This is a genomic window from Thermomonas alba (assembly GCF_022419205.1).
GTDB lineage: Bacteria > Pseudomonadota > Gammaproteobacteria > Xanthomonadales > Xanthomonadaceae > Thermomonas > Thermomonas alba.
The window spans coordinates 40,593-58,695 of the sequence record NZ_JAJOZU010000005.1; the positions used below are offsets into that span (position 1 = coordinate 40,593).

The 18,103-nt window shown below is 70.0% G+C and carries 13 protein-coding genes; 5 read left to right on the forward strand and 8 right to left on the reverse strand.

The window, feature by feature from the left end; translation table 11 throughout:
• The first annotated feature begins 74 nt into the window (after positions 1-74).
• Positions 75-953, forward strand: coding sequence for an XOO1806 family protein (locus ML342_RS08805; protein WP_240126682.1), 879 nt, complete (start codon positions 75-77; stop codon positions 951-953).
• A 278-nt stretch (positions 954-1,231) separates the two neighbouring features.
• Here the strand turns inward: ML342_RS08805 and ML342_RS08810 are convergent, their stop codons facing one another.
• The 5 genes from ML342_RS08810 to ML342_RS08830 all read right to left on the reverse strand — a co-directional run bounded on the left by ML342_RS08810 (position 1,232) and on the right by ML342_RS08830 (position 8,582).
• On the reverse strand, positions 1,232-2,119 hold the full coding sequence (locus ML342_RS08810; protein WP_240126683.1) for a DUF4097 family beta strand repeat-containing protein: 888 nt from the start codon (positions 2,117-2,119) through the stop codon (positions 1,232-1,234).
• 11 nt (positions 2,120-2,130) lie between these two features.
• Positions 2,131-2,691 (reverse strand): hypothetical protein, encoded by a 561-nt coding sequence (locus tag ML342_RS08815; RefSeq protein WP_240126684.1) that lies wholly within the window; start codon positions 2,689-2,691, stop codon positions 2,131-2,133.
• Positions 2,688-3,269, reverse strand: a complete 582-nt coding sequence (locus ML342_RS08820) for an RNA polymerase sigma factor (RefSeq protein ID WP_240126685.1) — start codon at positions 3,267-3,269, stop codon at positions 2,688-2,690. The genes ML342_RS08815 and ML342_RS08820 overlap by 4 nt, the downstream gene beginning before the upstream one ends.
• Positions 3,270-3,357: 88 nt before the next feature.
• Positions 3,358-6,048 carry a pyruvate dehydrogenase (acetyl-transferring), homodimeric type gene (aceE, locus tag ML342_RS08825; protein WP_240126686.1) on the reverse strand — a complete coding sequence of 897 codons (2,691 nt, stop codon included), beginning with the start codon at positions 6,046-6,048 and terminating at the stop codon, positions 3,358-3,360.
• Positions 6,049-6,281: 233 nt separating this feature from the next.
• Positions 6,282-8,582, reverse strand: coding sequence for an NADP-dependent malic enzyme (locus ML342_RS08830; RefSeq protein WP_240126687.1), 2,301 nt, complete (start codon positions 8,580-8,582; stop codon positions 6,282-6,284).
• Positions 8,583-8,658: 76 nt separating this feature from the next.
• Between ML342_RS08830 and ML342_RS08835 the strand changes: the two genes are divergently transcribed.
• Complete coding sequence (locus tag ML342_RS08835; protein WP_240126688.1) at positions 8,659-9,987, forward strand: hypothetical protein; 1,329 nt, start codon at positions 8,659-8,661, stop codon at positions 9,985-9,987.
• On the opposite strand, the gene ML342_RS08840 is transcribed toward ML342_RS08835, so the two are convergent.
• Together ML342_RS08840 and rsgA are read right to left on the reverse strand one after the other, a co-directional pair.
• Entirely contained in the window at positions 9,988-11,244 is a 1,257-nt protein-coding gene (locus tag ML342_RS08840) for a flavohemoglobin expression-modulating QEGLA motif protein (protein ID WP_240126689.1), read from the reverse strand.
• Positions 11,231-12,349: a ribosome small subunit-dependent GTPase A gene (gene rsgA / locus ML342_RS08845; RefSeq protein ID WP_240126690.1), complete on the reverse strand. Its 1,119-nt coding sequence runs from the start codon at positions 12,347-12,349 to the stop codon at positions 11,231-11,233. Before rsgA ends, ML342_RS08840 begins: the two co-directional genes overlap by 14 nt.
• A 102-nt stretch (positions 12,350-12,451) precedes the next feature.
• On the opposite strand from rsgA, the gene ML342_RS08850 reads away from it, so the two are divergent.
• A complete protein-coding gene (locus ML342_RS08850) occupies positions 12,452-13,711 on the forward strand; it encodes an aminotransferase class I/II-fold pyridoxal phosphate-dependent enzyme (protein WP_240126691.1) in 1,260 nt (419 codons plus the stop codon).
• 30 nt (positions 13,712-13,741) lie between these two features.
• Here the strand turns inward: ML342_RS08850 and ML342_RS08855 are convergent, their stop codons facing one another.
• Entirely contained in the window at positions 13,742-15,409 is a 1,668-nt protein-coding gene (locus ML342_RS08855) for a serine hydrolase (protein ID WP_240126692.1), read from the reverse strand.
• Positions 15,410-15,517: 108 nt separating this feature from the next.
• Here ML342_RS08855 and ML342_RS08860 point away from each other — a divergent pair, with 108 nt between their 5' ends.
• Positions 15,518-16,465 (forward strand): DMT family transporter, encoded by a 948-nt coding sequence (locus ML342_RS08860; RefSeq protein WP_240126693.1) that lies wholly within the window; start codon positions 15,518-15,520, stop codon positions 16,463-16,465.
• Positions 16,466-16,498: 33 nt separating this feature from the next.
• Complete coding sequence (locus ML342_RS08865) at positions 16,499-18,103, forward strand: ExeA family protein (RefSeq protein ID WP_240126694.1); 1,605 nt, start codon at positions 16,499-16,501, stop codon at positions 18,101-18,103.

Sequence of the window (18,103 nt, forward strand, 5' to 3'; positions counted from 1 at the left end):
AACATAAACAAGCTAACCTCCAGTTTCACTCTGCAAAGGAACTTTGCCGCTCGCGGTCAGTCTATTAGGCAGCCATGTCATCGCGCCTCCTGCCACTCGTCGCCTCCACGCTCGCCCTGGCCGTTGCCAGCGGCGCCGTGCATGCGCAGGCCAGGCAGCAGCCCAGGCAGGACAAACGCAGCGATGCCCGCATGCTGCCGGTGCTGAACAAGGCCAATGGCAAGCTGGAAGCGGTGCTGATGCTGGAGCCGGCGGCCGGGCTCAACGGCAGCAATCGCTGGCAGTTCGGCGGCACTACCCTGGAGGCCACTTTCGGCCTGCAATCCGGAAACTCGCTGGCCCTGCTGTGCGACCGCCGCAGCGGCATGGCGCCGGCGATCGGCCAGCTCGCGGGCTGCGTGCTGGCGTCGCTCGACGGTGGCGGCAATAACAGCACCACCAGCCGCTATTCCAGCGCCGGATTGAACTTCACACGCCCCGGCGCCAAAGCCGGCGTGAGCGTGGGCAGCGGACACGACCTCCTGCCCGCCTGGCTGAGTCCGGGCGCGTTGGGAGGCGCACGCTACAACCAGAAAGACGTCTCCCTGTTCGCCGAGAAGTCCTGGGGCGGCGAGGGCTTCGTGAACGTCGGGGGCACCGTGGCGCGCGCGCGCCTGATTCCCGCGACCGAAGTGCCGCAACTCGCCGACCAGTGGAACTCCCGCAGCCTGAGCATCGGCGGCGGCTATGGCAACTTCGGCGCCAGCATCATCGGCCGGATCGTGAACGTGCCCGGTGAGAGCGACGTATGGAAGGGCGTGGGCCTCGGTCTGACCTGGCGCACCCCGTGGAATGGCCAGCTCAGCATCGGCGCGGACAACGTGATCACCCGCGGCAAGAACCCGTTCGCCCCCAAGGGCAGCGAGAGCGACGAGGGCACCGTGCCCTACGTGCGCTACCAGCAGGACCTCTGATCCCGCCTTTCCGTTGTGCGGTGCCAGGCACGCTCCGGACGACGCCCCCCCAACATAAAGGCCGCATCGCAGGATGCGGCCTTTTTGCTGCATGACCGAACCGCGGCGCGGCCCAGGATGGCGGCCTCCATCTGCCCGGATTCGCGAAGCCCTGCACGGCTAGCAACTGGCCCGCACTGCCCGCATACGGGCCGACGGGCCAACCACACAAGCGCCCAAATCCCGGCACGACTGCACTACTGCTACTGCACGGCTTGACTCGGAAGACGGACGATTACTCAGGGGAAGACCAGGCTGGCGTCTCCAGAGAAGGTCTGCATGCGCACCTCGCCCCTGCCGGCACCGTAGCGGGCGCGCAGGCTGGAGCCAGGCCCGAAGCCCTCCCTCTTCGGTACCGCACCCGGAGCGCTGAGCTTGCCGCTGAAGGTTTCCGCAAACAGGTTGGCCGAGAGCGTCGCCGGCAGCTGCAGGCGCAGCTCGCCGCTGACCGATTCCAGCCGGATCTCGCCATCCTCGCCCAGTGCCGCCTTCAGCTGCATGTCGCCGGACACGCTACTGGCGGACAGCCGCCGCAGGCGCTCGCCGAGGGTGTCCAGGCGGATGTCGCCGGACACGCTTTCCAGCGAGATCTCGCCGTTCAGGCGCCCCTGCAGGACGAGGTCGCCGCTGACGGTCTCGACCTTGAGCTGCGGCGTGTTCAGCGCCAGCTGCACGTCGCCGCTGACCGCGCTGATCCGCGCGCGCTGGGGCGCGCCGTTGGCACTGATGCTACCGCTCACCGCCTGCAGCGACAGCTCGCGCGGGGCCACGCCGCTGACGCGGATGTCGGCGCTGACCGTGTCCACTTCGAGGTCGGCCAGCCGCGGCACCTGCAGCACCAGCTGGGTCGGCTCCGGGTTCTTGCTGCGCGGCGGGTACTGCACCTTGATCCGCAGCACCCGCGCATCACCCTCCACCGACAGCCTGTCCACGCCGGTGCCGAGGGTGCCGGACAGCTTCACCTCCGGACGGTCCCAGGCCACCACTTCGACCCGGCCGCGGGCGTTTTCCACTTCGACCCGCCCACGCGGATCCAGCGGGCGGGTCTGGTCGATCGGAGTGCCGGCCAGCGCCGGCAGGCTGGTGGCCAGCAGGGCCAGCGACAGGAGGGGGGCGAACAGGCGCATGGTCGGTGTCCTCAGGCGTAAAGGGCGCGCCGCGCCAAGGCGATGCGGCGGGCGTAGGTCTGGCGCAGGCGTTCCAGCAGCAGGCGCGAGTCCGGCTGCTCGCGCAGCGCCTGGCGGATCTGCTCGGCGCTGCGGTCGAGTGCCTGCATGCCCGGCTGCCAGCTGACCGGGACCTGGCGCAGGCCGATCTCCGCGAGCGCGGCTTCGTAATGCCGGGTGAGCAGCGCCGCCTCCGGCGGCAACGCCGCGTGGGTGTCGGCGGCCACGGCGATGGTCGACGCGGCGGGCATCGGGGCCTGCGTAGCCGATTGCGGCGAACCCGACCCGACCGTCACGCCCGGGCGCAGCTGCCAGGCCAGGCCGAGTGCCAGCGCCAGCGAAGCGGCCAGCGCCAGCGGCCACTGCCAGCCGCGCCGGTGCGACCGCAGGCGGGTGGGCGGCGGCGTGGCGCCCTGCGCCTGCAGGCGCGCGGCGATCTCCGGCCACAGGTCGCGCCCGGGGTCGATCTCCCGGCGCAGGCCGCGCAGGGCCAGGCGCAGGGCGATGTCGTCGGTCTCGTGCGGATTGCTCATGTGCCATCTCCGATGCGCGCGCGCAGCAGGCTGCGGGCGCGGTGCAACTGGGCCTTGGAGCTGCCCACCGCCATGCCAAGCTCGGCGGCGATCTCCTCGTGCGTCCATCCCTCCACGTCGTGCAGCACCAGCACCGCGCGGGCGCGCGGCGGCAGGCTGGCGACCGCACGGCCGAGGTCGCGCCCGAGCTGGGCACGGCTGGCGGTGTCGGGCGTGGCCACCGCGTCCAGCGCCGCGTCGTCCTCGTGCCAGGGCCGGTTACGGCGGGCGCGCAGCTCCATCAGCGCGGTGTTCACCGCCAGCCGATGCAGCCAAGTGGACAGGGCGCTGTCGAAGCGGAACGTGGGCAAAGCCTGCCAAGCACGCAGGAAGACCTCCTGGGTAAGATCCTCAGCACGCGTGCCGGCCTGCCCGACCAGCCGCACGATCACCCCGTGCAGGCGCCGGTGATGCCGGCGGTAGAGCTGTTCGAACGCGGCCACATCGGCCTGCGCGGCGCGGCGGGCGAGATCGGCGTCGTCATCCTCCAGCGGGGCTGGCGGCATGGCCTGCGGCATCGGCATGGTGGACATCAGCATAGCCACTGGGATGCCGCGCCGACACAAAAGGTTTAGGCCGCACCGGCCGGGAACGTCCCGGCCGGGTGCCGGTCCCCGGCGGGCCGGCTCAGGCCAGCAGCGGGTTGGGCTTGTCCGCGTCCAGCTTGTACAGCTTGATCGCGCGCGCCACGTCCTTGGCGGTCAGCTTGCCCTCGGCAGCCAGCGCCGCGACCGCGGCATGGGCGATGTGGTAGCGGTCCACCTCGAAGTGGCGGCGCAGGTTCTCGCGGGTGTCGCTGCGGCCGTAACCGTCGGTGCCGAGCACGGTGTAGCGCATCGGCACGAACTCGCGGATCTGGTTGGCAAATGCGCGCACGTAGTCGGTGGCGGCGATCGCCGGGCCCTGGCGGCCTTCCAGCAGCTGCGTGACCCACGGCTTGCGCGGGGTCTTGGCCTCGGGATGGAAGCGGTTCCAGCGCTCGGCATCCACACCGTCGCGCGCCAACTCGGTGAAGCTGGGGCAGGACCAGATGTCGGCCTTGATGCCAAAATCGGCATCCAGCAGCTCGGCCGCCGCGATCGCCTCGCGCAGGATGGTGCCGCTGCCGAGCAGCTGCACGCGCAGCTCGCCTTTCTTGGGCTTGCCCGCATCCTTGAATAGATACATCCCCTTGATGATCCCTTCCTCGCTGCCGGGCGGCATTTCCGGATGCGGGTAGTTCTCGTTCATCAGGGTCAGGTACCAGTACTCATCGTGCTGCTCGGCCAGCATCCGCTGCATGCCGTGCTGGATCAGCACCACCACCTCATAAGCGAAAGTGGGGTCATAGCTGCGCACATTGGGAATCAGCGCGCTCTGCACGTGCGAATGTCCGTCCTCGTGCTGCAGCCCCTCGCCGTTCAGCGTGGTGCGACCGGCGGTGCCGCCGAGCAAAAAGCCGCGCGCGCGCATGTCGCCGGCCTGCCAGGCGAAGTCGCCGATACGCTGGAAGCCGAACATCGAGTAGTAGATATAGAACGGCAGCATCGGCAGATCGCTGACGCTGTAGCTGGTGGCCAGCGCCATCCAGCTGGCGAACGCGCCGGCCTCGGTGATGCCTTCCTCCAGCACCTGCCCGGCCGCGTCCTCGCGGTAGAACATGAGCTGATCGGCATCCACCGGCTTGTACTTCTGCCCCTGCGGCGCGTAGATGCCGAGCTGGCGGAACAGGCCCTCCATGCCGAAGGTGCGCGCCTCATCCGCCACGATCGGCACGCAGCGCGGCCCCACCTGCTTGTCACGCAGCAAGATGTTGAGCATCTGCACGAACGCCATGGTGGTGCTGATCTCGCGCTCGCCGGTGGATTTCAGCAGACGCTCGAAGGTCGCGAGCGGAGGCACTTGCAGCGGCTTGCTGGTCTTGCGCCGGCGCTGCGGCAGATAGCCGCCGAGCGCGGCGCGGCGCGCACGCATGTATTCCATCTCCGGCGACTTCTCGTCCGGACGGAAGAACGGAATCGCGCCGTCCTTCAGCTGGGCGTCGCTGATCGGCAGCTGGAAGCGGTCGCGGAACGCGCGCACCGCGTCGTCGTCCAGCTTCTTGGTCTGATGGGTGGGATTGAGCGCTTCGCCGGCCGCACCCATGCCGTAGCCCTTGACCGTCTTCGCCAGGATGACGGTAGGCATGCCCTTGGTCTGCATGGCCGCGTGGTAGGCGGCATAAATCTTGTGCGGATCGTGGCCGCCGCGGTTCAGGCGCCAGATGTCCTCGTCGCTCATGTTGGCGACCATCGCCAGCGTCTCCGGCGACTTGCCGAAGAAATGCTCGCGGGTGTAGGCGCCGCCGAAGGCTTTGCAGTTCTGGTACTCGCCGTCCACGGTTTCCATCATGATCTTGCGCAGCGCGCCACTGGTGTCCTTGGCCAGCAGCGGATCCCAGTAGCTGCCCCAGATCACCTTGATCACGTTCCAGCCGGCGCCGCGGAACTGGCCCTCCAGCTCCTGGATGATCTTGCCGTTGCCGCGCACCGGCCCGTCCAGCCGCTGCAGGTTGCAGTTGATCACGAACACCAGGTTGTCCAGGCCCTCGCGGCCGGCCACCCCGATCGCGCCCAACGACTCCGGCTCGTCGGTCTCGCCATCGCCCAGGAAACACCACACCTTGCGATCGGTCTTGGGCATCAGTCCGCGGGCTTCCAGGTATTTCCAAGCGCGGGCCTGATAGATCGCCGCCAGCGGGCCCAGGCCCATGCTGACGGTCGGGGTCTGCCAGAAATCCGGCATCAGCCACGGGTGCGGATAGCTGGAAACGCCGCGGCCATCGACCTCCATCCGGAAGTGGTCGAGCTGGGATTCGCTGATGCGGCCCTCGAGGAAGGCGCGCGCATAGATGCCCGGCGCGCTGTGGCCCTGGATGAACAGCAAATCGCCCGGGTGCTGCTCGGACGGCGCCCGCCAGAAATGGTTGAAGCCGACGTCATACAGCGTGGCAGAGCTGGCGAAACTGGCGATATGCCCGCCCAACGAACCCGGCTTACGGTTGGCGCGCACCACCATCGCCATCGCGTTCCAGCGGATGATCGAGCGGATCCGCCATTCCAGATGCGGGTCGCCTGGCATCGGCGGCTCCAGGTGGGCCGGGATGGTGTTGACGTAGTCGGTGGTGGGTGAGAACGGCAGGTGCGCGCCGGCGCGGCGGGTCAGCTCGACCATGCCCTCCAGCAGCTGGTGGGCGCGCTGCGGGCCGTCATGGTCGATCACTGCCTTGAGCGATTCGATCCACTCACGGGTCTCCTGCGGATCGGGATCGTCCTGCAGCATCTCGTTGAGCCAGTTCATCGCGCATCCTCACTGGAAACCATGGTGAGGGCGCAGTCTAGCAAGCCCGGTGGGGCGAAAGTGGCTCTATCGCAGCTTGAATCACGTTTTACCCGGATTTTTCATCATCCGTAAGCCTACCCGCAGCCGACCTACGGCAAAGCAGAGCCGGCGCAGTGAAGATGGCATGCCCGGGACGGCACCGGCGGAAGGTGCCGACCGCAGTTCCCAGGCTCCTGCAGACCCGTGCAGCGTCAGCCGGCGCGGACCTTCAGCTCGGCGCGGATCTGCGCATCCACCGCGGCGATCGCGGTCATGTTCACGATCCTGCGCACCGATGCGGCGGGGGTCAGGATGTGCGCCGGTTGGTCCAGCCCCATCAGAATCGGGCCGATCGCCACGCCGCCGGTGGCCACCCGCACCAGGTTGTAGCCGATGTTGGCGGCGTCCAGGTTCGGCATCACCAGCAGATTGGCGCGCCCTTTGAGAGGGGTGTTGGGGAAGATGCGCTGGCGCAGCGCCTCGTCCCAGGCGGTGTCGGCCATCATCTCGCCGTCCACCTCCAGCCTGGGCGCGCGCTGGCGCAGGATCTGATAGGCGCGCGCCATCTTCTGCGCGCTGGCGTCGGTATGGCTGCCGTAGTTGGAATGCGACAGCAACGCCACCTTCGGCTCGATCCCGAACAGCTTCAGGCGATAGCTGGCCTGCAGGGTGGCCTCGGCGATCTGTTCGGCGCTCGGGTCCACCTGCACGTGGGTGTCCACGAAGAACCACGCGCCCTGATCATTGAGCACGCCGGTCATCGCGGCGGTGCCGGTGATGCCCGGCTCGAAGTCGAACACGCTGCGCAGGTAGCCCAACTTCTTGTGATAGCGCCCGACGATGCCGGTGATCAGGGCATCCGCCTCGCCGCGCTCCACCATCAGCGCGGCGATCAGGGTCGGGCGCGAGCGCATCAGGTTCTTGGCCGCATCCGGGGTGACGCCGCGGCGTTCGGTCATGGCATGGTACTGGCGCCAGTAGTCGTCGAAGCGCGGGTCGTCGTTGATGTTGGTCAGCTCGAAATCGACCCCGGCGCGCATGCGCAGCCCAAGCTTGGCGATACGGCTCTCGATCACCTCCGGCCGTCCGATCAGGATCGGGAAGGCCAGCCCTTCGTCGATCACCGTCTGCACCGCGCGCAGCACCACGAACTCCTCGCCCTCGGCGTACACCACGCGCTTGCGGTCGGCGCGCGCGCGCTCGTACACCGGCTTCATCATCAGGCTGGTGCGGTGGATGAACTGGCCGAGCTTTTCACGATAGGCCGCCATGTCCGCGATCGGACGGGTGGCCACGCCGGACTCCATCGCCGCCTGCGCCACCGCCGGCGCCAGCATGGTCAGCAGGCGTGGGTCGAACGGGCGCGGGATCAGGTAGTCACGGCCGAAAGTCGGCACCTCGCCGCCATAGGCCGCGCCGAGATCGGACGATTCCATCCGCGCCAGCTGCGCGATCGCGCGCACGCAGGCCAGCTTCATCGCCTCGTTGATGGTGGTGGCCCCGACATCGAGCGCGCCGCGGAAGATGTAGGGGAAGCACAATGCGTTGTTGACCTGGTTCGGGTAATCGCTGCGGCCGGTGGCGATGATCGCGTCCGGACGCACCGCACGCGCCGCCTCCGGCAAAATCTCCGGGTTCGGATTGGCCAGCGCCAGGATGATCGGGTTCTCCGCCATCGTGGCCACCATCTCCGGCGTGAGGATGCCGCCGGCGGATAGGCCCAGGAAGATATCGGCCCCGGCCACGATCTCGGCCAAAGTGCGCTTGTCGGTGTCGCGCGCATAGCGCGCCTTGTCCGGATCGAGATTGGCGCGGCCGGTGTGGATCACGCCGTCGCGGTCGTAGGCCAGGATGTTTTCGGGTTTGACCCCGAGCGCCACCAGCATGTCCAGGCAGGCGATACCGGCCGCGCCGGCGCCGGTGGTGGCCACCCGCACATCCTCGATTTTTTTGCCAGCTACCTCCAGCGCATTGAGGACGGCGGCGCCGACGATGATCGCGGTGCCGTGCTGATCATCGTGGAACACCGGGATCTTCATCCGCTCGCGCAGCTTGCGCTCGACGATGAAGCACTCCGGCGCCTTGATGTCCTCGAGGTTGATCCCGCCGAAAGTCGGCTCCAGCGCCGCGATGATCTCCACCAGTTTGTCCGGGTCGCGCTCGGCGATCTCGATGTCGAACACGTCGATCCCGGCGAACTTCTGGAACAGCACGCCCTTGCCTTCCATCACGGGTTTCCCGGCCAGCGGCCCGATGTCGCCCAGGCCCAGCACCGCAGTGCCGTTGGAGATCACTGCCACCAGGTTGCCGCGCGCGGTGTACTCGCTGACCTTGGATGGATCGGCGGCGATCTCCTCGCAGGCAAACGCCACCCCGGGCGAATAGGCCAGCGACAAATCGCGCTGGGTCACCATCGGCTTGGTGGCAATGACCCGGATCTTGCCCCGTGGGGCCATGCGGTGATACTCGAGTGCGGCCTGTTTGAGATCGTCTTGGGCGGAGTGATCGGACATCGAAGCGTATTCCCTGCGCGATCGCGCGACTGCAGTTCGGGGATGATACCGGCTTCGCCATCGAGGTTCCGCGCGCGTGACCGCCCCGCTGCCCGCTTCCCGATACTCCGATGCCCCCTGGCTGCTGCTACTGGCGATCGCGGTGCTGCTGCTGTCGTGGCCGCTGCTGCGCAATCCCGGCTATTTCAGCCATGACGAGCTGCAGTGGGCGGTGTTCGCCGCCGACGGCGGCACCGCGCACTGGCGCGACACCCACGCCTTCCAGTACCGCCCGCTGACGTTTTCGACGTGGATGGCCCTGTCGCGCGCGCTGTTCGCTACCCCGATGCGGTTCCACGGGGTGCTGGTGGCCTGGGGCGCAGCCAACGCGGTGCTGCTGGCGCTGCTCGGGCGCGGCTTCGGGCTGCGCCGCTGGCCGGCCGCACTGGCCGCGCTGGGCTTCGCGCTCAGCCCGTTCGCCGCCTACGTACACGGCTGGGTCGGCTGCATCGCCGACCTGCTGTGGCTGTTCTGCGCCCTGCTGCTGGGGCTGGCGGTGCAGCGCGCACGCCATCCGTGGCAGGCGGCGCTGGCCGCCGCCGTGCTGACCGCCGCGGCCCTGTTGGCGAAGGAGGCGGCGCTGGCGATCCCGCCGCTGCTGTGGCTGGGCGGGTGGTGGCAGGGGCGGCCGCGGACATGGCGGGCGGCGTGGCGCGCCGCCGCGGCGGTGGCGGCGGCCTGGCTGGCCTGGCGCTGGGATGCGCTGCTGCACGCCCCGCAGGCCGGCGCGCCGTACGTGCTCTCGGCCTGGCATGTGCCGCGCCGCTGGCTGGAGTACCAGCTGTTCCCGCCACTGCTGCCCATCTTCGAAATCGGCAACAGCCTGCGCCGGCTGCCGCTGGCGCTCGCCGCCGCGCTGGTCTGGCTGGGCGTGCTGGCGGCGCTGTGGCGCGCCGGTCGGCGCTGGCCAGCGCTGTGGCTGCTCGGCGGGCTAGCCACCCTGCTGCCGGTGCTGCCGCTGGCCACCAGCGCCAACCAGTACGGCTACGGCTATTCGGCGCTGGCCGCGCTGGTGCTGGCTGGCGCGTGGCCGCACACCTCGCGCGCCGGGCGTGCGGCGATCGCGCTGCTGGCGGTACTGGCAGTGCTGCACGGGGCGCTGGTGATGCGCCAGATCCGGCAGGTGGGCCGCCTCCAGGCGGTGTTCTCGCCGGCACTGGCCGCCGCCGTGGCCGCCCGCGGCGATGGCCCGCCGCTGCGGCTGCGCCCAGCCGCCGACGCGCCGGAGTGGGTGTTCCGCCGGCTGACCCATGAAATCCCGCGCTATGCGGGCGTGCCCATCGGCGGGCGCGTGCAGCTGGTCGCGCCAGGCACTTCCGCAGACATGGAGATCACCGCGCAAGGCCGGCTGCAACCGCTACGCTGATCACATGTCCAGCACGCCGCCATCGGCACCCAGCTGTTCCAGCCGGATGCGGTTGGCGAACAGCGAGAACGCCAGGGTGCCTGCCAAGGCGCTGGCGCGCGCCACCCAGGTCGGTAGCCAGGTGGGCTCCAGCAGGTCGCCGCTGTCGAACAGCGGCTCGAAGCGCTGCACGTCGGCCAGGGTCATCTTGCCGGCGAACAGACGCCGGCACAGGCGCAGGCGGCCCTGCTTGAGCGCCCAGCGGAAGAAGGTGTGCACGCCGATCAGGCCGCGCAGGTACACAGTGTCCTTGGTGAACGCACTACCTCCGCTGGTGGGCACGCCGCGGAACACGCGCTGGGCGGACGTGAAGCTTTCCACCTCGCTCTGCCCGGACTCCAGGAAATAGCGGAACACCTGTACGAAGTCGGCGCCTTCCAGCGCCATCGCCACCGCCTCGATGCGCAGGCTGATCCGCTTCAGACGCTCGATATCGATGCTGCCGGTGATCTGCTCGGCGAACACCGCCAGCCCTTCCTGGGTGGCGGTGATCCGCGGCGAGGACAGCGCCAGGCTGGGCAGGTTGGGCTGGCGCTGGCCGTTCAGCGCGGTCAGCGAGTGCACGTAGGCCTCGTGCTGCAGCAGCTGCTGGTAGTCATAGTCGGAGAAGCCCGCGCCCGCGCGCAGTCGGATCCGGCTGGCGCCGGCCGCGGCTTTCGCGATCAGGTCCGGGTCCAGCTCCACCGCGATCACCCGGCCGCCGAAGAACTCGTCCAGCGCGGCCTGCAGGCGCAGCGCCAGCGCTTCGGCCGAGATCTGCACCTGCTCCGCGTCGGCCACCAGCTCGCGATCGAGCTCGTCGGCCACGCGCAGGAAGTGGTTGGCCGCGACCCGGGTGCTGATGCCGCCCGGCAGCATCTGGTCGGGCGTGCCGAACAGGGCGATCGACAGGTCGGTCACCTGCGGCGTGCCCAGATGTTCCAGAAGCTCCGCGGCCAGCACCCAGCCCTGCGCCGATTCGACCAGGTACTGCCCAAGCGGATGGGTGGGGTCGGCGGCGGCGGCGATCGCCGACAGCTCGCGCCGTGCGTCGGAGAAGTCCAGCTTCGGATACTGGTATTGCGGCAGGCGCGGATTGCCGCGCGCCCAGCCGGCGAGGAACGCCTGCTGCTCGCTGGCCGGCCAGCTGGCCAGGCTGAGCAGACGGATCGGCTTGGCCGCCCGCGCCAGCCGCGCATCCAGCGCCGCGTGGTGGGCGATCGCGTCAGCGCCGGCCATGCGGGTGCTCCGACGGTCGGCGCGCGGGCTTGCCCGGCGCGCGCGACCCGGCTTTCTGCGCCACTCGGGCGGCGAGTTGGTCGGCGGCATCGGCCACTTCGACCGACAGTTTGAGGAAGTTCGCCACTCGCCGCGCGTCCAGCGCGCCGCGCTCGACCGCCGCGCGCACCGCGCAGCCGGGTTCGCGCGCGTGCCGGCAATCGCGGAAGCGGCACTGCGCGGCCAGGGCCTCGATGTCGGCGAAGCTCTCCGCCAGATCTTCCTCGCCGGTCGGCTTGAGCTCGCGCATGCCGGGCGTATCGATGATGCAAGCCCCGGACGGGAGCGCGATCAGCGCGCGATGGGTGGTGGTGTGACGACCGCGCGAATCGTGATCTCGCACGGCGCCGGTCTTCATCCTTTCGATCCCGAGCAGAGTGTTGGTCAAGGTGGACTTGCCGGCGCCGGAACTCCCCACCAGCACCACGCTCTGCCCCGGCGACAGCCACGGCGACAGCTGCGCAGCCGCCTGCGGCGCCTTCGCGTTCAGCGCCAGCACTGGCACCTGCAATCCCTGCAAGGCCTGGCGTGCCGCCTGTGGGTCGGCCCCTTCCAGATCGGCCTTGGTGAGCACCACCACCGGCTGCACGCCATGCCCGGCCACCAGCAGCAGGTAGCGCTCGATCCGGCGCGGGTTGAAATCGGCATCCAGCCCGCACACCACGAACGCGGTGTCGATGTTGGCGGCGATCACCTGCTGACGGTAATGCTCGCCGGCGGCGCCGCGCTTGATCGCGGAGAGTCGCGGCAGCAGGGCAAGGGCTCGCAGATGGGCGCGAGAGGCGCCCTCGATGAGCACCCAATCGCCGACCGCAGGCCGTTCCTCCGGGCTGAGTTCACCCTTGCGGTAGCTGCCGGCGCGCTGCCACTGCGGCAGCGACTCCAGTGGATAGGCCTGCTCCGGCGCCTCCGCGACCCGATAACCGCTGCGGTGCTGCTCCACCACCCGCGCCGGACGCGCCTGCGGGTGCGCCGCCAGCAGCGCCGCCCAGGCCGGCGGCAGAGTAGCGGGCGTCCAGCGCCAGCCAATGGCAGAGAGCGCGGGCGACGCAGCGGGCGGGATCATGCGGATGGGCCGGGCTTCATCCTGCGGATTCTAGCCTCGACCCGACGCGCGGCGCCGGCGTTTCCGCTAGGCTTAGGCACTTTCCACGCCCACGTCCGCCCGATGTCGTCCTTCAACCCCCGCCACAAGATCGCCACCCGCACCCGCCTGAGCGAAGTCCGCTACGAGATTCGCGGCGAACTGGCGCGCCGCGCGCGCGAGCTGGAGGCCCAGGGACGCAGGCTGATCAAGCTCAACATCGGCAACCCCGGCGCATTCGGCTTTCGCGCGCCGGAGCCGCTGCAGCGGGCGATCGCCGACCATATCGCACGGACCGATCCTTACACCCATCAACAGGGTCTGCCCGAGGCGCGCGCGGCGATCGCCGCGTTCCACAAGGCGCGCGGCACGCCCAACGCCAGCCCGGAGCGGGTGTTCGTGGGTAACGGCGTGTCCGAGCTGATCGACATCGCGCTGCGCGCGCTGCTCAATCCCGGCGAGGAAGTGCTGGTGCCCTCGCCGGATTATCCGCTGTGGAGCGCGGCCACCATCCTCAACGACGGCCGCCCGGTCTATTACAAGCTGGACCGCGACAACGGCTTTTTGCCCGATCCCGAGCAGATCGAATCGCTGGTGTCCTCGCGCACCCGCGCGATCGTGCTGATCAACCCGAACAATCCCACCGGTGCCAGCTATCCGCGCGCGCTGCTGGAGCGGATCGTGGAGATTGCGCGCCGCTATCGCCTGCTGCTGCTGGTGGACGAGATCTACGACGGCATCCTGTACGACGACGCCACCTTCCAGCCGGTGGCGCCGCTGGCCGGCGACCTGCCCTGCCTGAGCTTCGGCGGGCTGTCGAAGGTGCACCGCGCCTGCGGCTGGCGGGTGGGCTGGGCCGTGCTGTCCGGCGACGCCCTGGCCTGCGGCGATTACCATCACGCGCTGGACCTGCTGGGTGCGCTGCGGCTGTGCGCGAACGTGCCGGGACAGTTCGCGATCGAGCAGGCGCTGCACGGCGAGGACACCATCTCCGCGCTGTGCCGCCCCGGCGGCCGGCTGTACGAAACCCGGCGCGCGCTGATCGAATCCTGCGCGGCCAGCGAGCATCTGGCGCTGGTGCCGCCGGCCGGCGCCCTGTACGGCTTTCCGCGCGTGGTCGGCGCGGCGGCGACCGGCTTCGACGACCACGCCTTCGCGCTGGAGATGCTGGAACAGGAGGACGTGCTGATCGTTCCCGGCACCAGCTTCAACGTGCCCTACCGCGACCACTTCCGGGTCACCCTGCTGCCCGAGGCGCCGGTGCTGCGCGAGGTGTTCGCACGCATCGAGCGCGTGCTGGCACGCCGCGCCGAACAGGCGCCACGCTCGACCGCGGTGGCCTGAAGCCAGCCACGTCGCAGGCACACCGCCGGCTCAAGGGCCGGCGTTGGGCGCGGCCACCGGCACCAGCCGCAGGTCCTGGAAATCGAAGCTGAAATCGGTCAGCGGCGAGACCGGCTGCATGCGCAGCTCGCGGATGCGGCCATCGGCATCCAGGCTGAAACTGGCAAAAGCATCGGCGTTCAGGCTGCGGTCGCGCCAGCGCACGATGAAGGTGTCGTGCTGCCAGTGCTGAAGATCACCCAGCAGCTGCGCGGTCTTGCTGAACTGCATCTCCAGCCCGTTCTTGCCCTGGCGGATGATGACATCGCCGTACCACGGGTCGCGGTAAGTGCCGGTGTACTTCGCCAGCGGCAGCGACGGCGTGCTGGCGGCGTCGCGCGCGGCGAGATGCTTTTGCCAGTCCGCGTCGGCATTGTCCTTGGACTTGGCCTGCGCCGCCGCGTAGGCGCGCAGCCAGTCGTGGCCGTCCTTGCCCAGCAGCATGTCCAGCGCTTCAAAGGTGATCGCGTTGAACGCGGCGCCGACCTCGGCGCTGGTCAGCACCACGATGCCGACGCGATCGTCCGGCAGCAGGGTCAGCCGCGACACCTGCCCCGGCCAGCCGCCGGTATGCCAGACCAGGCGGTGGCCGGCGTAATCGGACAGATACCAACCCTGGCCATAGCCGAGAAAGTTCGGCACCGTCGGCGCCAGCTCCGGCACCGCCGGCTTGCCGACCGGGATCGGGGTCAGCATCGTCCACATCTCGCGCTGACGCGCCTCGGAGAACAGCCGCTTGCCGCCGCTGCCCGGGATCTCGCCGCCGGCCAGCTGCAGGTTCATCCACTTGGCCAGGTCGTGCACGCTGGAATAGATGCCGCCGGCGCCGGAGACGTTGCGCCAGCTGGTCGGCTCACGGATCGGCCGCAGGTCCTTGAAGTCGTACAGCGCATGGCCCACCGCGACGTTGTCGCCGGGCTTGAGGTCGTCGCTGTTGTAGCGGGTCTCGGTCATCCCGAGCGGCTGCCAGATGCGGGTCTGCAGGAACTGCTTGTAGGACATCCCCGAGGCCTGCTCGATCACCAGCTGGGCCACCCCGAACAGGATGTTGTCGTAGGCGTACTGCTCGCGGAAACCACCGGTCAGCGGCACGTCCTTCAGGCGCTCGGCCACCTCGCGCGTGGTGTAGGTGGTGGTCGGCCAGTACAGCAGATCGCCCGCCCCCAGGCTCAGGCCACTGCGGTGCGCCAGCAGGTCACGGATGCGCATCTCGCGGGTGACGTACGGATCGCTCATGCGGAACCACGGCAGGTGGTCGATCACGCGGTCGGTGGTCTTCAGCTTGCCGTCGTCCTGCAGCATGTTCAGCGCCGCGGCGGTGAATGCCTTGGTGTTGGAGGCGATCGCGAACATGGTGTGTTCATCCACCTTGGCCGGCTTGCCCAGCTCGCGCACGCCGTAGCCGCGCTCCAGGATCACCTCACCGTCCTTGACGATCGCCACCGCCACGCCCGGCACCTGGAACTGCTTCTGCACCGCTTCCACGAACGCATCGAAGCGCGCCAGCCGCGCCGCGTCCGGCAGCGGGGCGGATGGCTGGAGGCGGGTGTCGTCGATCAGGAACGGCTTCGATACCGTGCGCTCGGCCTGCTGCGCGTGCAGCGGGGAAGCGAGGGCCAGGGTCAGCGCCAGGGCAACGGCCAGCGGGGCGATGCGCATGTCGGGGGTCCTTGCGATGGGAAAGCCCGAGTATGCCGCGTCACGACCGCGGCGCGACCGGCCATCGGTCACGCCCCGCAGCAAACGGTGTCCACCGATAATGCGCGGATGCAAACCCCCGACACTACCCGCGCCCTCTGGCAGATCCATATCTGTGTCTTGCTGTGGGGCTTCACCGCCATCCTCGGGAAACTGATCACCCTGCCGGCGCTGCCGCTGGTGTGGTGGCGGATGCTGATCGTGGTGGCCGCGCTGGCGCTGCTGCCGCGGGTCTGGCGCGGGCTGCGCGCGATGCCGGCGCGCACGCGCTGGGCCTACGCCGGGATCGGCGCGCTGGTCGCGCTGCACTGGCTCACCTTCTACGGCGCGATCAAGCTGGCCAATGCCTCGGTGGCGGCCACCTGCATTGCGTTTGCCACTCCGATGACCGCGCTGGTGGAACCGGCCCTGACCCGCCAGCGGTTCCGCCCCGGCGACCTGCTGCTGGGGCTGGCCGCGCTGCCGGGGATCTGGCTGGTGGTCGGCGGGGTGCCGTCCGGGATGCACGCGGGGATCGCGGCCGGGGTGGTGTCGGCGCTGTTCGTGGCGCTGTTTTCCAGCCTCAACAAGCGCATGGTGGAAGCCGGCGACGCGCTCACCGTGACCGCGCTGGAGCTGGGGGCCGGCGTGCTCACCCTGAGCCTGCTGGCGCCGCTGATGCCGCATCTGGTGCCCACCTTCGCCGGGCCACTGCTGGTGCTGCCGGCCGGGCTGGACGTGCTGTGGCTGCTGGTGCTGGCGCTGGCCTGCACCCTGCTGCCGTTCGCCCTGTGCCTGGTGGCGCTGCGCCACCTGTCGGCGTTCACCGCGCAGCTGTCGATCAACCTCGAGCCGGTCTATGCGGTTCTGCTGGCGGCGCTGCTGCTGGGCGAGCAGCAGGAGCTCTCGCCGCGCTTCTACGCCGGCGTGGCCATCATCCTGGCGGTGGTGTTCGCGCAGGGCCTGCTGGCCGGGCGGCGGCGGCCGGCGCATGCCGAGCAGGCGGCGATCAGCGAAACCCACCACGTGGCCGACTGACCCAAGCACCGCGAGACATGGCAGGCTAGGGGCATGTATCTGGCGTATTACGGCCTCACCGAGCCGCCATTCTCGCTCACCCCCGACCCGCGCTTCGTGCACCTGAGCGAACGCCACCGGGACGCGCTGGCGCATCTGCTGTACGGGATCGACCAGGGCGGCAGCGGCGGTTTCGTGCAGCTCACCGGCGAAGTCGGCACCGGCAAGACCACCCTGAGCCGGCTGCTGCTGGAGCAGCTGCCGCCGCACGCGCGGGTGGCGCTGGTGCTGAACCCGCGCCAGACCCCGGTGGAACTGCTCGAAACCATCTGCGAGGAGCTCAAGATTCCCACCGAAGGCCGCCGCGGCAGCGTCAAGGCTCTGGTGGATGCGCTCAATGCCTATCTGCTGGACGCCTACGCCCAGGGCCTGCGGGTAGTGGTGCTGATCGACGAGGCGCAGAACCTGCCGCCGGACACCCTGGAGCAGGTGCGGCTGCTGACCAACCTGGAAACCGACACCCAGAAGCTGCTGCAGATCGTGCTGCTGGGCCAGCCCGAGCTGCGCACCCTGCTGGCGCGCCCGGAGCTGCGCCAGCTGGCGCAGCGGATCACCGCGCGCTACCACCTGCTGCCGCTGGATTTGGCCGAAACCGAGGCCTATCTGCGCCACCGCTGGCGGGTGGCCGGTGGCACCCGCTTCCCGTTCGATGCCGGCGCGGTGCGCCGCCTGCATGCGCGCGCCGGCGGCGTGCCGCGGCTGTTGAACGTGATCGCCGAGCGCACGCTGCTGGCCGGCTATGCGCGCGATGCGCTCACGCTCGACCGCCGGCTGGTGGACGCCGCCGCCGACGAAGTGCTGCCACCGCCGATGCGCCCGCCGCGCCGGCGTGCCGGCGCGGCCGTCGCCGCCGTGGCGGTGATCGCGCTGGCCGCGCTGCTGCTGGGGCTGGCCTGGCGCCGCCCGGCGACGCGTCCTGCCGCGACTCCCGCGCCGGCTGCCGCGACCACCACCGCCAAGCCCGCCGAAGCGTCCATCCCGCGGCTGGATGCCGGTGCGCTGGCGACACACCTGCGCCGCGCCGACCCCAATCCCGCGCCGGCCTGGCAGGCGCTGCTGCAACTATGGGGACTGCCGGCGCAGGCGATCACCGTCGATCCCGACGGCCCGTGCACGCCTGTCGCGACGGCGCCCGACCTGCACTGCGTGCAGGGCCGCGCGCGGCTGGACACCCTGATGGCGGTGGATCGCCCGCTGCTGCTGCGCCTGCGCGACGGTGCCGCCGGCGCCTGGGCGGTGCTGCTGGGCGCGGATGCCCGCACCGTACGACTGCGCCTGGGCGCGCGCGTGTTCGACCTCGACCGCAGCCTGCTGCAGGCGCACTGGGACGGTGCGTACGCCGGGCTGTGGCGCGGCCCGGCCATGCTCGAAATCCCGCCCCGCCCGGGCACTCGGAGCGGCGCGGTAGACTGGCTGTGGCTGCGCCTGCTGCCGGAGGCCGCGCGCCCTGGCGCCGCCTACGACGCCCGCCTGCGCGCCGCCGTGCGCGATTTCCAAAGCGCGCACGGCCTGCCAGAGGACGGCGTGGCCGGCAGCCTGACCCTGATGGCCCTGGCCAACGGTCTGCCCGGCCCGCGCCTGCAGCGGGCGCTGGAGTGA

What these genes read in the sequence shown, in the direction of transcription:
- ML342_RS08805 (WP_240126682.1), top strand. Translation starts at nt 75, where the DNA reads ATGTCATCGCGCCTCCTGCCACTCGTCGCCTCCACGCTCGCCCTGGCC.
- ML342_RS08810 (WP_240126683.1), bottom strand. Translation starts at nt 2,119, where the DNA reads ATGCGCCTGTTCGCCCCCCTCCTGTCGCTGGCCCTGCTGGCCACCAGC.
- ML342_RS08815 (WP_240126684.1), bottom strand. Translation starts at nt 2,691, where the DNA reads ATGAGCAATCCGCACGAGACCGACGACATCGCCCTGCGCCTGGCCCTG.
- ML342_RS08820 (WP_240126685.1), bottom strand. Translation starts at nt 3,269, where the DNA reads ATGCTGATGTCCACCATGCCGATGCCGCAGGCCATGCCGCCAGCCCCG.
- aceE (WP_240126686.1), bottom strand. Translation starts at nt 6,048, where the DNA reads ATGAACTGGCTCAACGAGATGCTGCAGGACGATCCCGATCCGCAGGAG.
- ML342_RS08830 (WP_240126687.1), bottom strand. Translation starts at nt 8,582, where the DNA reads ATGTCCGATCACTCCGCCCAAGACGATCTCAAACAGGCCGCACTCGAG.
- ML342_RS08840 (WP_240126689.1), bottom strand. Translation starts at nt 11,244, where the DNA reads ATGGCCGGCGCTGACGCGATCGCCCACCACGCGGCGCTGGATGCGCGG.
- rsgA (WP_240126690.1), bottom strand. Translation starts at nt 12,349, where the DNA reads ATGATCCCGCCCGCTGCGTCGCCCGCGCTCTCTGCCATTGGCTGGCGC.
- ML342_RS08850 (WP_240126691.1), top strand. Translation starts at nt 12,452, where the DNA reads ATGTCGTCCTTCAACCCCCGCCACAAGATCGCCACCCGCACCCGCCTG.
- ML342_RS08855 (WP_240126692.1), bottom strand. Translation starts at nt 15,409, where the DNA reads ATGCGCATCGCCCCGCTGGCCGTTGCCCTGGCGCTGACCCTGGCCCTC.
- ML342_RS08860 (WP_240126693.1), top strand. Translation starts at nt 15,518, where the DNA reads ATGCAAACCCCCGACACTACCCGCGCCCTCTGGCAGATCCATATCTGT.
- ML342_RS08865 (WP_240126694.1), top strand. Translation starts at nt 16,499, where the DNA reads ATGTATCTGGCGTATTACGGCCTCACCGAGCCGCCATTCTCGCTCACC.